The 15363-nt window shown below is 47.4% G+C and carries 12 protein-coding genes; 2 read left to right on the forward strand and 10 right to left on the reverse strand.

Annotated features, from left to right (window positions below; genetic code table 11):
• The coding region (locus COW20_03135; GenBank protein PIW50200.1) for a hypothetical protein at nt 1–517 on the reverse strand (517 nt) is incomplete at its 3' end.
• A 210-nt stretch (nt 518–727) separates the two neighbouring features.
• Nucleotides 728–1513: a hypothetical protein gene (locus COW20_03140; GenBank protein ID PIW50201.1), complete on the reverse strand. Its 786-nt coding sequence runs from the start codon at nt 1511–1513 to the stop codon at nt 728–730.
• A gap of 241 nt (nt 1514–1754) precedes the next feature.
• Between COW20_03140 and COW20_03145 the strand changes: the two genes are divergently transcribed.
• Together COW20_03145 and COW20_03150 are read left to right on the forward strand one after the other, a co-directional pair.
• Nucleotides 1755–2006: a hypothetical protein gene (locus tag COW20_03145; GenBank protein PIW50202.1), complete on the forward strand. Its 252-nt coding sequence runs from the start codon at nt 1755–1757 to the stop codon at nt 2004–2006.
• Nucleotides 2007–2038: 32 nt separating this feature from the next.
• On the forward strand, nt 2039–2257 hold the full coding sequence (locus tag COW20_03150) for a hypothetical protein (protein ID PIW50203.1): 219 nt from the start codon (nt 2039–2041) through the stop codon (nt 2255–2257).
• A 103-nt stretch (nt 2258–2360) separates the two neighbouring features.
• On the opposite strand, the gene COW20_03155 is transcribed toward COW20_03150, so the two are convergent.
• From COW20_03155 to COW20_03190, 8 genes are all read right to left on the reverse strand, one after another.
• Complete coding sequence (locus COW20_03155) at nt 2361–5375, reverse strand: hypothetical protein (protein PIW50204.1); 3015 nt, start codon at nt 5373–5375, stop codon at nt 2361–2363.
• 179 nt (nt 5376–5554) lie between these two features.
• Nucleotides 5555–6721 carry a hypothetical protein gene (locus COW20_03160; GenBank protein ID PIW50205.1) on the reverse strand — a complete coding sequence of 389 codons (1167 nt, stop codon included), beginning with the start codon at nt 6719–6721 and terminating at the stop codon, nt 5555–5557.
• Between the two features lie 489 nt (nt 6722–7210).
• The gene (locus COW20_03165) at nt 7211–8260 is read right to left on the reverse strand and encodes a hypothetical protein (GenBank protein ID PIW50206.1); all 1050 of its coding nucleotides are present in this window, start codon (nt 8258–8260) and stop codon (nt 7211–7213) included.
• Nucleotide 8261: 1 nt separating this feature from the next.
• Nucleotides 8262–10286: a hypothetical protein gene (locus COW20_03170; protein ID PIW50207.1), complete on the reverse strand. Its 2025-nt coding sequence runs from the start codon at nt 10284–10286 to the stop codon at nt 8262–8264.
• A 35-nt stretch (nt 10287–10321) separates the two neighbouring features.
• Nucleotides 10322–11746: a hypothetical protein gene (locus COW20_03175; protein ID PIW50208.1), complete on the reverse strand. Its 1425-nt coding sequence runs from the start codon at nt 11744–11746 to the stop codon at nt 10322–10324.
• Nucleotides 11743–12099 (reverse strand): anti-sigma factor antagonist, encoded by a 357-nt coding sequence (locus COW20_03180; protein ID PIW50209.1) that lies wholly within the window; start codon nt 12097–12099, stop codon nt 11743–11745. Before COW20_03180 ends, COW20_03175 begins: the two co-directional genes overlap by 4 nt.
• Nucleotides 12100–12265: 166 nt before the next feature.
• Nucleotides 12266–14167: a hypothetical protein gene (locus COW20_03185; protein PIW50210.1), complete on the reverse strand. Its 1902-nt coding sequence runs from the start codon at nt 14165–14167 to the stop codon at nt 12266–12268.
• Nucleotides 14164–15330 carry a hypothetical protein gene (locus COW20_03190; GenBank protein PIW50211.1) on the reverse strand — a complete coding sequence of 389 codons (1167 nt, stop codon included), beginning with the start codon at nt 15328–15330 and terminating at the stop codon, nt 14164–14166. Before COW20_03190 ends, COW20_03185 begins: the two co-directional genes overlap by 4 nt.
• Nucleotides 15331–15363: the final 33 nt, after the last annotated feature.

Consider the following 15363-nt stretch of genomic DNA (forward strand, 5'->3'; position numbering starts at 1 on the left):
GCAAACGCATCCGCTCTTGATTTGACAATTTCTCCCAATTTGGAATTTCCTGTAGTTCATTATAATCACGTGCCGTCAATCCCGCTTCGCCCGCTTTTTTGAAAAACATCGGTGTCTGAAGCGCAGGCCCTGGCGTCAGGGCTGGCCATGAGAGCAAAAGATCGGCCTGAAAACTGGTTTTTCGCCGCAGGAGAAAGTAAATTCTTGCCTCACGGGTTTGCCTGTGAAGCAAAAGCACAGCATAATCTGACAAGCCATCCTGGTCGAAGTCTGCCCGGATCAAAGTGACCCCCCGATCGCTTTCTGACAAGGCAGGAAGGTAATCTTCTGGATTGGCCAGACGGTAGGCTGGCAGATTGTTTTGTAGAAAAACTGCAAGTTCTTTCTCAAGGGGCTGAAGTGGGGGCTTGGCCTGGGTTGGCAGGCTCAGCAGACTGCTGAGCAGCATTCCACAGCACATGTTCAGAATTTGCCGATGAGCCGTTTTGCGTTTTTGCTTGTCGCGTCTTTGCCGCATGGGTCGATTCAATCCGTTCAGGGGGAGAACCCAAGTGGTTAATCGAAGGTTGAGAGGGGTGTGCATTTTTGACATATTCTCAACATACACTTAAACAAAAAAATGGACAAGAGGGGCATGCCTGCTGCTGAACTGGAGTGGGCGGTCAGGGGGCCAGAAAGCCAATTATAACGAGCGTATCTTGACGTTAAGGTCAAACGAACTTTTGCGTTAACCAGGGAATGCTTCAAGCAATTCTATGACTCTTTTAAACTCGATTTGATTCTGTTCTTCAGATTCTTTTGAAAGTGCGCTCTGAAGCGCTGAAAGGGCTGATTTGGCCTTCAAATTTCCGAGGGCCTTTGCCGTTGCATACCTGACATCGGCATCTTGATCCTGGAGACTCTGAATCAGGTCGGGAACTGCGCTGGAATCTTGCAGTTTACCCAGGGCTTCGGCTGCGTAATACCTCACATTCCGATTCAGATCCTGAAGGGCCTGAACCAAAGCTGGTACAGCGGAAGGATCTCCCAGTTTGCCCAAATTTTTTGCGGCAAAATACCTTGGCACTGAATTTTCATCGCTTAAATCTTGAAGGGTTTGGAGCAAGGCAGGGAGCGCAGAAGGATCTCCCAAATCACCCAAGGCATCGATCACAAAGGTTCTTACTCCAACGTCTTGATCTTGCAGGACTGGAAGCAAAGCTGAGACGGCACTGCGATCTTTTAATTTTCCCAGGGCTTCTGCAACAGACATTCTGACTTCAGCGCTTTGATCTTGGAGTGCGCTCAGCAAGGGCCTGACAGCAGAGGGAGCTCCAGATTCACCCAGGGCTTTCGCTGCTGCTACGCGAATCTCAGGATTCTCAGATTTCAGCTCTGAGATTGAGGCTTGCAATGCCAGCGTTTCTTGAGGGGACTCTGTTGCTTGTTTGTTCTGGGATTGAAACCAGGTAGAACAGCCTGTTACTAAGCACAGGTTTGACAAGATCAGCAGGGCGAAGATACGTGGGTTCATTTGTTACGCTCATTTCAAACTAAGCGACCCAGCTACCTCAGTTTTGAAGTGTGAGGTATCCGATGCTTTAAAATTATTATTTTATAAGTGAATTAAGTATACTTGTTTTGATTGCCCAATGGACTTGTTTTTTTTGATTTTAAACACGTTGAAGTGCTAAAGCAGTGTTTGGCTCAAGGAGCGCTTCAAAGGGGCTGGAGTTGGAGAAAATCGCTTCCTGGGATAAGATAAGGTATTTGTATTGGAAGGAGATTCCAGAACCCAGTTTGATTCCAGAGTCTCACCCCAAGAAGGTGAAAGGGTACTAACCAAGCATGATGTCAGCGCATTTGCGGGAACTTCCCTGGAGCAAATCTTGCTAAACAATCAAACTGCCCTCAAGCATTTAGGTAAAGCGATTTCTTTGGATGCAACCTATAGAACTCAAGCTCAACAAGACAAAGATTTAGAGGGGATCCAACACATGCAGGAATTCAAAATGCTTCTCAAATAAGTAGTGAAGTCCGGATCATTGCTTTTGTGGACATGATGATATTTAGCGTTGTTGCAGGCATACTCTGTAGCAAACTGATCCGCAGAAAATGGGAAGATATTGAATTTCTAAGTCTTCGCGTTTTGGGGGTAAGTGTGCTTTGTCTTATTCCACTCTATTTTTTACCGGTCTCAGATTTTGCTCTGGTCGTTATCTTGGCCCATATATTTGTCTTCTGGCTTAATATGGCCATGTTTAGGTTTTCGTTTTAATGGGCAAACTGGGTTAGGTTTGCAAACCCAGCTTGGAAATGAAAATAAGAATGAATTTCTCCAGTCTGGGGTTTTGGGGTAAATCTAATATCATAGGTTTAACTTATTCTTGGATTGCATCTGAAATGATCTGTTGAACTTTATCTGGTTGCCAGTACTTGATTGAAAGGGTCTCAAAAGGCATTGCTACTTGATTCTCGACAAAACTCAGTTTTTTTAGAAAATGACCCTGGCCAGCCATGAAACCATCACGGGTTACAAATAAGTTTGAGTTTGGGAAATCATAAAGTGTTCCCAGCTTTTTAAGGGGTGTTATTTCCCATACTTCAAGGGCGTTTCCTCGCAAGGGAATGTAGATGAGCCCTCTGTCATAAAATGGATTTGCCACAAGATTTTCAAGCGGGATGGTCCCACTTTGTTGTTCCTGCTCTAAATCATAGATGCTCACTTCTTCAGCATCGTGTTTTGAAAGTAAATATTTGTTTTTTACGAGTGCGAACCGTTCTCCAAACTTCAAATTGTTTGTTTTGATCCGTTTCAGAACCGTGAACTGTGAGTTCAGGAGTAAAAGTTCGTTTTCATTTTCAATCAGGAGATACTCTTGGTTTGAAACCATCTGTAGGCAATTTGGTATGGATTTGATCAGTTTTAAATTGGTTGAATCAATAATATCAAGGTTTTTGTCGAAGCCATGGTCTACCAAAATGAATTTGCCGAATTGAATCAATTTGCTATCATAGTAAATCGAATTGAGTTGCGTACTTGCGATAATTTGTCCAGATTGAAGCTCTCTTTTCGTTATCAGATCTTCTCTTTGCAAACTGTACAAAAATGGAGATTGAAGAATGCCTCTCTTAAGTTGATAGGCATCGAATGAATCGGTGTCTTGACGAAAAGTATATTTTTGTTTTTCATCGTTAAGATCAATAAAACTGATCCAGTCTTCAAAATAATCGCTTGCAAGATAATGATTTTTCAGCAAGGCATTTGTAATGAAGGGGAAACTTTGGGGGGGCTTGTTTTCAAGAGCAGGAAAAACACCTGTTTTTAGCATAAGGTTGCGCTTGGATGAGGGGAAAACTTTATCTGGATTGAAAAGGTGACTCACCGACCCTGCTTGAAGAACATATCTTTCAGCATCGTTCTCCGGAACAGATAAAGTTTGTAGAAGGGATAAGGATTTGAGATCCCAAATTTCCAAGTGCCCCTGAGTTATAAGGGTAATTTTTTGTTCACCGAGATCAAAATCTGAGTGCTCTGCCCATTCTTTCTCAATTTTTTGAGTCTTAAGATTGAACAATACAAGTTTATGTTTGTTGGAAAGTGCAAGATGTGTGCGGTTTGCTATGATTTTCTGAATCTCTTGAAAACTGCCAAATTCTTTTATTTTATGCAGGTCAAGTGAGAATGCTTTCACTTGACCTGAATTTAGACCTATGTAAACCCAAGGCTTTGAAAAGGTGATGGCCTTGATCCCCTCTTCGAAATTTAGGTGTTGATATTCCTTACCATTGAGCCGATCTTTGATCAGCAAATTGCCTGAAACATCTCCCATGAAGAGAAACTCAGAGCTTAAAAAAACGGCTTGGGGTTTTTCTTGGGGGATAATGACGTGGGATAATTTTTTTGTTGAGAGGGTTTTCAATTGAATCTGGAGATCTTCAGCAGAAGTCAACACTTGATTTTGAGAAAAGGCGATGGTTTGAATTGCTTGATTATGCCTTTTGTTAGAGGAGAGCAATTGTCCCGTGAGAAGTGCTCTTTCTTCTAAACTGCCATCTTCATAGCCAATGAAAAGACTTTGGTGATTGATATTAAGACTGCTAATCGATTTAGATGAGAGTGGGCTTAAATATAGGGGTTGCTTGCGTTTTATATCCCAGACTTGATACTGTCTGAACCCTCTGTTGTAGGGCCAGTCATTTTGATGAATTCCCATGACATAATACTGATTGAACAAAGCTGTTGGAGCGCTTCCCTCTCGATTTTCAGTATGAAAACCGGCGATTCTTTTGCCTGATTGTGGTGAAAAAACTTCAAAACCACTTTCTCCTCCGATGGTTAAATAGTGATTGTTTCTGTTGATTTGATTTAAGCGATCTATCGCTGAAAGATTTTTCAAGTTTGGCGAGCCCGGTTTCCAGAGATAGAGAAGACTTACTTCACCGCTGTCTGCGAGTAGAAAGTTTCCCTTTTCCAGCGGTTCAAAGGCGATAATATTGCGCTCAGTGGGGGGGATAATTCCCAATTGAGACCATTTTCCGGCTTGAAATTGCCAGACTTCATATTGAGTGTTGTGTTTCGCCATTATGAATAAATTTTTTGCAGACATTCTGATTTCTATTTCTTCAAAATTGGGAAGCGTGCCTGTTTTCAGGGGAGCTAAGTTGAAATTTACAGCCCTTACCTGACAGTGAATCACTTGATTGTAGGTGTAATTTTTTTTTGAGTGGATGGCCCAAATTTTCTGGTCTTGAATTATGATTTTATCAACTGGGCCATTCAATACTTTTTGTGCTTGAAAATCTTGAAAATCAGGGCCAGACCATTTTCTGAGTGTTCCACTCTGATGACCTGTCAGCAGATCTTTGCCTTGAAACTGATAGCTGCGAATGGGGTCTTCCGAGTGAATGAGATGCACTGGGGAGTTGCTTTTTAAACCTGAAATCTTTAAAACAGGTAAAGGGTGTATTGAGACGATTTGACCCGAATGAATCGATGCACTGTGATAGTTTTCAATCCAGAGTGGAAGATCCGACTTGAAATTCAATTTTCCTTCGGGCAAGGTGTAAACCTTCAATTCAAGTGGGTCTCTACATTTTTCAAGTAAATATTGCGCATTGATTTGATGAAAACAGGTATAGCTGAGAATTCCTGCTTCTGCAAATTCTTTGAAAAAGTTTCGGTATTTCAATGTCAGGAGTTGATTCTCTGCATTCCAAAGTCCTAGGGTATTTCTTGTTTGACTGTAAGTACCCATATAGTCTTTGCTGACTGCAACACTGCTGAGCTTCGTTAAACCATCTGCTTTTACCAGAACTTTGAAGGGGGCTTCTGCGTAAGATGGCCAAGAGATCAAGAAACCCAGACAAAGAATAGTGAAAAAATAATGTCTCATGTTGATTCGCCCCCCAAAACCACTTAAATCAAAAGCTTCAAATTCGTTTAGTCAAATAATCCAATCTATGCAGAGCTGTCTCAGAAGATTATACTCTTTTTGTATGGATTAAGGGGTCGAGCATTCCAAATTGGACAATGATCTGTCACTGTTTTGAAAGCAATACGGCGATAAGTCAGTTAACCCATGATAGTAGAATGCAATAACGATTCTGGGAGTGTTACGATATCCTGTTGCTCTGGTTCAAAGAGCATACCGGATTTTATTGTTCCCATTTCTTTTTCTCCTGGGAAAGCTTGGGTCATCTTGCCTGAATGTTGTGTTCTGACCAAAACATTTGGTCGCGAATATCCATAGGCTTGTAGACCCTGAGTATTTTCATGTAGATAAAGTGAAATTTTGCCCAGTTCAACTTGATCGCTTTCGCTGCGTTTAAAATATACTTTTCCAGAAGCCTCGAACCGAATATTCTCTTCAGGAGCTTGATAACCCAAGGGGACAATAATGGGGGGTTCAAGTTTCAGACCATGCTCTGAGACCACTTGACCCGCACCATTGATAAAGAGTTTTGCCCGACGAGAGAAACACTGCATGCCCGAATGGGGATCCAGAAATGAAAAGTAACCTTTGCCTTCAATCGCTAAATCAAGTGAACGCCCTGTTGTTTTTAGGGTTCCAGCAGCAGACTGATTGGTTTCGTTGGGCGTATCCATTGGAGAAGGGGGGAGACCTTGAGCAAAAGTAGCTTTATTTTCAGGCTCTTCCAGGGCACCGGCAATGACATAACCAAATGTATTTTGACCGGGTTGACCGTATTGGAAAGTTCCTGCTTCAGGAATGGCGCTGAAGTAGCCCTTTCCTTCGTTTTTAAGCAATTCAGGATATGAAAAATGAGAAAGTGTGAGGCGACCCACTTCTTTTTCCCAGATCTTTTGGTTTGTATCGTATGAGATGACCGAACCGTTTTGTAGAATATAAAAACTCTTGCCTTTGGATAGCGTCATTTCAGGTTGTAATACATATCCTTCAGCACTTTTGATGTGCCCGTCATCGTCTACATGAAATCTACCTATTCGGGTGTAAAAGTAACGGTTTTGAGCTGTATCAAGCAGCCTGAAAAAACCTGCTCCATCAATTGCTAAATCACCCATATTGCCTGTGGCGACAATTTTTCCTTGGGAATGAAATTTAAAAAAGAGGCGATCAGAAATCTCTGCAAGTGATTTTACAGAATCTGGTCGGATTTCCAATGCGGTTGAGCTTGGCGTTACAGTTGTGGCGCTGGTACAAGCACTGAATGAAATGGTGAGCAAAAGTAAACTTACCGAACCTGTTTTATTGAGCATTGAGGTATTCCTATCGTAGTGGATTAAAACGTAATCCGTAGTTTTGATTTTAGCAAGTTTTATCCTATTTTAATACAATACGCCGTATTATTTCAACCTGCTAAAATGAGTAATGAGCAGGGTAGGAAAGGTTCCTTTAAATTTGAAAAAATTGCTTGATAACTTTATAAATCGTTCAATATCTTGCTGGCAGAGTGTATATTTTATTCAATTTATTTTTCCAATCAAACAATTAGTTTAAGAATATCTTGAAATTTAGATAATTAAAAAGATAAATTGTTACTTTATCTCTATTTGAATAATTATGTTTTAATTGGATAAATAGATATGTGTATATAAAATAATATTATTGTATTGTATAGTTACTATTTATGCATTGTTTTATCGAAAATTATTAAATATTTCTAATTGTTTAGTATCGTAGATTAAAGCGATTTTTGCCTGGGACAATGGAGTTAAGCTTTATCCATTGAAAAAAATGAGCTGTCTTTAAGGCGTGACACTGCGGGAACGGAACAATTCATAGAGCAGTGCGCCCCCCTGCACGGCCTGCAAGGCTGGCAGGGCTACCTGCATGATATTCTGAAAGCTTTTCATGGGGCCAGAACTGATATAGAGCACATCGCCGGCCTGTAAAAGTACATCGGCTTCCTGGGCCTGTAAGATGGCCTGAAAATCCAGCACAAACAGTTCGGGCTGACTCAGACGCCCACGAACCAGCAAAACCTGTCTGAGATTCGCTGCGTCTTTGGGGCCTTTGGCATAGGCAATGGCCTGGCTGACGGTCATGCCATCATGAAACGAAAAACTGTTCTGTTCATAGACTTCACCCAAAACATAGACCTCTTGCTGAGCAATTGAAGGCACATAGAGATAATCTCCTGGCAAAAGCGGAATATTGTTTTGCAGTTTTCCCTGTTTGACCAGGGCTTCAAAATCGACGGGCAGAACTGTTTGCTTGCGCACCATAAAGGCGTGTTTGAGGTCTGCCAGTTCGGTGCTGTCATTTTTAATAATTCCCACAGAAAATCCACCGGCCAGACCGATGACATCCAGCACCCGCGTGGGTTGACTGAGAGAATAGCTACCGGGGCGGTTGACCTTGCCCAAAATGGTAATATTGCGCCCCGCAAACTGATAGGGACTGAGGGTCGGACGTGGATTTTGAATGTATTTTTCGAGTTCACGTTGGATCTTGGCGCGGGCCGAATCTACCGTCAGGCCGGTGACGGCAATATCGCCAATCAGAGGGCAGGCCAGAATGCCATCGGGCCGCACCACCGCCCCCTTCATTTCGAGTTCGGGTTCACCATAGACGCTCAGGTTAAAGGCATCGCCCGGTTGAATGGTATCCACCAAGGCACTTTGCGACTGCAACTCTGCCAGCCACAGCTCCAGAGATTGATTCGGGCGTTCCAACTGGGCCTGTTCAGGGGCCGTCAGTTGCCGGGGCGGCAGGTTGATTTCCGTTGGACGCTGGGGGGGCAGAGTTTGATAACAACTGCTGAGTAAGCACAAAAGCAGGATTCCGCGTTTCATTTCAGTCTCCCTTTAAATTGCGGTAGGCCCAAGGCACTTGGTTGAGCAAGGCATAGGCCGGTAATTGGGGGGTAAGGGCGCGTAGTTCAGCCAATTCCCCTTTGAGCTGACGGGTGAGCACACTGCGAAAACGGGTCACAACCAGCAGGGCTGAAGCCATGGGGGCCAACATCAGTAACCAGGGCAAATGGTCTTCAAGGGCAGGCAATTCCCAGAGGATATAACTGACTTCCTGGTGGCGCTGAAGCAGTTCAGGCAATTTATCCAAGAGCAAGGGGCGTTGCTGGGCCTTTTCATTTAAAGAAGTGGTATAAACCTGGGTTTGGCTATCGGCACGCAAGGGCAGGGGCAAGGATTCCTGATGCGATTGCAGCCAGGGAGTTAAGTCCTGATGGCCGCTGTCTGTGTCAAGCGCGGGGCGGATATGCACCAATTGCTCTCCGCGAAAACGCAGGGTTTCAAGCAATTGTTCGCTGACAAAACTGCACCCCTGCTCAGGGCGTTCACCTGCAATCAAGAGCAAGCAAGGCCCTTTTTCTGCGCCGGAAGGGGTGGCTTGCAAGCGAATGAATAAGCGGTTGATAAACAGCAACCAATTCTGATAATACAGTTTGTGTGATTTGCGGATTTGCTGGGGCAAAAGCCCCAGGTATTCCAGACCCAAGCCCTTGAACTGGCGCGGTGATTTGATTCTTAAATCGGCGAGTTCCCAGGCCAAGGCGCTGCCAAACCCGAGCATGAGTCCCACGGCCAGCCCTGCCAAAAGCAAAAGTTTGCGTCTCGTGGGCAGAGGGGCTTGGGGCAGGCTGGCATGTTCTACGATATCAAAGGAGGAAATATTGGAGCGCATGGCGTGAAACGCTTCGGCCAGATGGGCATCGTTTTCACGCAGGTTTTCGCTCAAACGGTCAATATCCCGTTTGAGATTGTCAAAATCTTTTTCAAGCAGGGAGAGTTTGCTCAGACGTTTTTGATAGGCTTGTGAAGCTTTGCCCAAACTGGTGATTTGCTGCTCTGTCCCGCTCAGGCTGGCTCCCAATTGGGCCTGCTGAATCCGCAATTCGCGTACGACAGGGTCCATGCCGAAACTCTCTTCTTCGGGATCGAGCTTGCCTTCGTTTTGCATTTGAACTTCCAGGGCATGAAGTTGGGCTTTGAGCGCGATCACCTTGGGGTTGGCTTCTGTATATCTTTCCAGCAGACCTTTCAATTCATTTTGAAGCTCGCCGTAGCGGACTTGGGTGCGGTGTCTGACGGTGGTGGTGACTCGGATATTTTCGGGGCGGCTTTTAAGTTGTTTGCCTAAATCTCCCAGACGCAAACGGTCTTTTTCAAGTTGTATACGGGCATTGTACTGGTCGAGATCGAGTTGCTTGATTTGCTCAAGTATCAGGCGGGTGGTGTCTTGATAAAAACTGACATTGTTTTTTCGTTGAAACTGATCCAGGCGGTTTTGGGCAAGTTTTAGTTCTTTTAAGAGGGCTTCATGCTGCGATTGGCGAAAACGGTAAACCCGTTCGGCCACCGAGCGGGAAATGCCTGCAGATGAGGTCTGAAAAATACTGCTGAGGGTATTGGCCATATCTGCTGCCAATTGAGGGGAATCAGCCGTGGCCTGAATCTGGATAATATCGTTGCGGTAGCCCTGTTTGACCTCGATGGCTGAAAACAGATCTTCAGGGTCCAGTGCTAAGTTCAGCCGCCGTTTCAGTTCTTCGAGATTGCCCCGGACCTTGACCGTTTCAAGGATGGTGCGCAGACTGGGGTCGATATAAATATCTGGATTGCTGGCCGTGTTCTTATTGTGGTTAAGCAGTACGGTATGGGCCTGGTATTGCACCTGAATCTTTTTCGAGGCGAAGAATCCGGCAGTGGTACCCAAACAGGTCAGCAAGAGCACGAGCGGCAATTTTCGCAGCAAGGATATGCTCAATAATTGTAAATCAAAACCCCCTCCCGCTGGTGGGGAGGAAGCGGGCTCTTCAAGCTCTAAACTGTCGAGCTGCTCAGCAGCACTTTGGGACATGCTTTCTTTTCCTGTTTCAGATCTCATCATTGCACTTAACGCTGTGCCATCAAGCTTTCAGTGGACAGGATTTCGCAGGGATTTTCAACCCAAGCCCCTGTTTCCTGGCTGGAATCTACTTTAGCATGCTCTGAGCTTTTGCCTTTTGTCAGTGATCGCCACAGGATTTTTAAACTGATCTTCAGGGCTGGGCAAGAAGCCCGAAAAAAGGGATAACTGGCATCATCCAGCAGGGCTTGGGCCCCTTCAGAACCCAGCCATTCAGAATAGGCAAAGGCGGCTGGAAAATAATCAGTATAGGGATTTTCGCTGTTTTTTTCAACTGGGGCTTGGCCGACCCAGGCCATTTGGTTGCGCATCACGGCCTGCAGCGCAGGCACCCGATCCAGATTCAAGCGGGCAAAGAGGCGGGAGCGCCAACCTTTAGTCTGGGCAAAGCGTGGCAGATCTACCGTTTGGTTTTTGAGTTGGTAGGCTTTACGGGTTTGGGGTTGGGAAGGCGCCAAAGCAGCATAGAAGGGCAGCAAAAGCAGCCAGAGAAAGCCTGCGCAAAAACGTTCAAAAGGCGTGGCCAGCTCTGAGACTTGAAGCGTATCCAGCCAACCCGGTTCTTCCAATAAAATCACTTCTTCACTGAGGGGATCAATCAAACGCCGACCCACCACGATTTTATCTTCAAGGGTCAACTGGGGGCCAATCCAGGTGCCATCGAGAACCACAGTGCGGAGAATATGGGTGCCTTGTGCCACCATCACGCCTTGCCCCAAATAGGCATCTTGCAATTCTACCTGGCTTTGAATGACAGAATGATTGCCAATAACCCCTTGGCCTTTGCAAACCAAATCTTTGGCCAAGCTCAGTTTGCTGCCACAATGAAAGCCTTGGTATTGGCCATAGGCCGGCAAACTGATTCTGGAGCTCCAGCTCGAAACCATTTCGAGATTGGCGCGATGATAATCTTTGAGATTGTTTAAGGCCCATGAGATGCAGTGTGAGCGTGTGGGCAGGTTCTTTAGTCTGTTTGCCGTTAAACTTCCAGCAAGCACGGCCTTGACGGCTTCTGACGTGAGCCCATAGACCCCCTCGCCCAAGCAAAAGCTTTGATCCAGCCTTAGACAATGGGGAGCGTGTACAGGGATCAGCAGGCGCAGCCCTTGAACCAGTACCAGCGGGACGTTTTGAATAAAGCTAAGCTGCTGGCGAAGGATCTTGGCCAAGCAGTTTTCACTGGGCAAAGCCCCATAGCTTAAATTCAATCCCAGAGCCTGGCCTGAGCCATAGCGTTTTTCAAGTTCAGGACTTGCTCCCAAAATGCGGATATCGCGCAGGCCCATCAGTCCCAGGGTTTCAAGCTGGTACTCGATCACGGCTTTGCCGGCCACGGGCAGCAGCCAAGGATTCATTTCCAAAGTCTGAAAGTCTTCAAGCGCAGCTTCAGAACAGATCACGAGGGCTTTCATGCGATTTGACCCTCCAGTTCCAAACCGGCAATTGCAGCGTCGACAGAATCGTAGATATCAAAGAGGCGATGGGTGCGGGTCAACTGCAAGACCATACGGGGGCCGGATTTGACATTGGCAAGGTAAATGCTGCTGCGTGCAGCCAAACTCATTCTCAGACAGCGGATCAGTGCACCCAAGCCTGTGCTGTCGAGCAGGTTGAGTTCTTCAAAATCGAGCACCAGGGCGCGCGCAGTTTTCAAGGCGTTTGCAACGGCATTCTCAAGATCCTGGGTATAGTCTGCCGTCAGGGTGCCTTTGAGGCTGAGCACAGCGCTGCCGGGATGGCTTTGGGTATTGACAGTGATTTTCATAGGTTCCTCCGATTTGATTTATGGGGTTCTGACTTTAGTCTACGGTTGGGAGGACTTTTGCCCTATCAGAGCCTGTCGTAAGAATCTGTGAGGATTTTCTGACAGGCGAAAAGTTTACAAAAAAAAGGCCCCGAAGGGCCACGGAGGTGAATAGAGGAATCAAACTTTACGAGAAGCGGGGAGCCTGTCGACCTGCTCGCAGCATGCGCCAGACAAAGAGTGGATTGCCCAAAATATAGCGCTTCCAAAGCCGTGAGGGTTCCTGCAGGAGCCGCCAGGTCCATTCCAGGCCCAGGCGGCGCAGGAGCAGGGGGGCACGTGGAATCCGACCGGAATAGAAATCAAAAAGTCCTCCCACGCCCAAGATCAAAGGCACTTGCAGGAGCTCGGCGTGAACCTGAATCCAACGCTCCTGCTGGGGGGCCCCCATGGCAACAAAGAGGATATCCGGGGCATCTTCGCGAATCTGCTTCAGGAGTTCTGCATGCTGATCGGGGGAGATATAGCCGTGTTGAGAGCCTGCAATTTTTAATTGGGGCCACCGGGCTTGCACCTGGGTACACAGGGCCTGATTGACCTCGGGCCGCCCCCCAAAAAACCAGAGCTTGAGTCCCTGTTTTTGCGCCATTTCGCAGAGGGGCAGAAACATATCTGTGCCATTGAGATTTTCAATCAGGGTTTGGCCTGTCAATTTTGCCCCCAATGCCACACCGCTGCCATCGGGCAGGAGCAAATCTGCTTCCTGCAGGGCTGAACGGTAAGCTTTGTTCTGCCAGGCAAGATTGAGGCAATCGGCATTGACGTAATAGAGGCGGGTTTGCTGGTGAGCACGGATCCGTGCCTTGAGCAGTTCCAAAACCTGAGACATGTGACCGTTATAAAGCTTCAGACCTTGTAAGGTCAGTGTTTCTGTGGGCTGGGCCAATTCAGCAATTACCTGGGTATGCCGGCTCCAACTGAAATCCTGGGCGCGCTGAATCCCCGCTCTGGCCATTTCTGCCCGCAGATCTGGGCTTTGCAGCAGGCGTTCCAAGGCTGTGGCCAGGGCCTGGGGCGTGGGGTCGACCAATTGCACAGCCTTTCCCCCCACTTCGGGCAAGGCACCGCAATTTGAACTGAGCACGGCCACGCCTGAAGCCATGGCTTCGACCAGGGGAATGCCAAATCCCTCATAGAGCGAGGGTTGCACATACAAACTGGCATGGCGGTATAGGGCGGGAAGATCTTCATCCGGCACAAACCCCAAAAATTTGACATTTTCAGGTTGGTTTTCACGCACCCAGGCATGTACTGTTTCTGCGCCTTTCCAATCACTGCCTGCGAAAACCAGCTGATACTGCTGACGTAAGCCTTCGGGAAGCTGTTGCCAGGCCTTGAGCAGCCCCAAATGGTTTTTGCCGGGGTTTTCAATCCGGGCCACATAGAGCAAATAGGGCAGGGCCGATTCTCCGCGCAAGCCATGACGCAGCAGGACTTGAGGATCTTCAGGCTGGGCTTGGGCTTGAAAGCGCTGCGCATCATAGCCATTGGGCGCCAGGCTGATATCTGCGGCCGGAATACCCACCAGTTCGCTCAGGTCGTGGGCTGTGCTGCTGCTGATGGCGACCAATTTGCCGGCATGTTTCAAAAGCCAAGGCAAGATTCTGCGCAGATAAAACTGCCGCAGGGGGTCGTATTTACGGGCCAGACGCAGGGGGGCCAGGTCATGCACAGTGGTGACGACAGGCTTGGGGCTTTGAATCAGGCAGCGGCGGTTCCCGGCTGGGATAAAGACCTGTCCAATTTCAGGTTTTTTTACCAAACGGGGCAAGACCCAGAAAAACCACAGCAAAGAGGCCAGGGGGTGGCCCCAAAATGCGGGCAGGGCCTGAAGGTTGTGCTCGCCCGGTTGAAGGCAGACTTTTAAGGCTGGCAAGTCGGATTCCAGGGCGACCAGACTGAGATTGCGACGTGCGGAAAGCTCACTCAAAGTGGCCCGGATATACGCAGAGATGCCGGATTTTCCCTGATCATAGGGCATGGCGACATAAAGCATTTGTTTCTGTGCAGAGCGAATTGTGGGGCTCATACCAGGGCTTCCTTTCTGACCAAATCACTGACTTCTGCTTCCATCAGAGCGCGCAGATCGGTGAGGTCGTGCATCGTTTCTGGCAAGGGGCGATTGGAGAGCACGCAGGCATAGGAATCCTTGTCAGCGGGATCGTAACCGTGCATGCCCGGAATGGCCTGCAAGCCCATATAACTGGGCACAATCAGCCAGCCGGGCTGAAGCAGGAAGATCAATTCACCAAAGCGCGGATCGCCAAAATCGCAGTGCCAGCGGCGATAATCTTCAGCATTGAGCATGCGTCCCTGCTGAACCTGGCTGAGAGCTGTTTCGACTTTGGCCCGTGCCTGGGGATTGGGAAACCAGAACCTTGCCATGGTGGAGTCGTACATGGCGATATAGTCCTCGCCATAGCGCAGCCCGGTGGCTTCGATTTTTTCAATCAGATTGATACTGCCGATCACATCGGCCATGCCGTGATCGGAAAAGGCGTAAAAGCTGACTTCGTCGTAGTGTTCACGGGCCAGGGCCAGGACCTTGCGCAGTTCTTCTTCATACCAGCGCAGTTTGGCGGCGACTTTTTCATGGCGGGTGCCCACACCGTGCATCAAGCCATCCAGGGCTGGCAGGTAGAGATAGGCAAAGTTGATTTCTCCGGCTTGAATTTCTGATTTGAGGGCCTGCAGGTTTTCGACTTCACTGAGCCGCCAGTTGGAACAGTGGTAGGGAATGCCCCGCTGGGTTAGCCAGTCAAAGATCGTATCTCCCTGCAGGAGTCCACCTGGCACAAAATAGTCGCGTTTTTCGAGATAGTCAAAATGGGGAAGGGCTCCAAAGGGCACTGAATAAATTTCAAAATAACCGGTATAGCCATAGGCCTTGGCCAGAATCTTGCTGAGCCAGTGCCGGATCCGCCAGCGGTCAAAAATTTTGCGCGGCAGGTGGCTGATCCATTTCATCAGTTTAAAGGGCGATTTTTCAGGGGCATAGTAAAAACTCGACCAATGGCCATGGGACTCCGGATAGCGGCCCGAGAGAATACTGGGATCGGCAGCTGATGAAAAGCCAAAGACGGTTTCCAGGGGCTTGGCTGCGCAGGTCTCGTCGGCCATAAAACCATAGTGCTGGTAAATTTCCCAGCCCAGGGCATCAAAGAAAGTAAACAGAGCGAGTTTGCGTTTCATAATTTCACCTCGTTTCAAGCTGTTATCAGTCTG

The sequence above is a fragment of the bacterium (Candidatus Blackallbacteria) CG13_big_fil_rev_8_21_14_2_50_49_14 genome (assembly GCA_002783405.1).
Classification (GTDB): domain Bacteria; phylum Cyanobacteriota; class Sericytochromatia; order UBA7694; family UBA7694.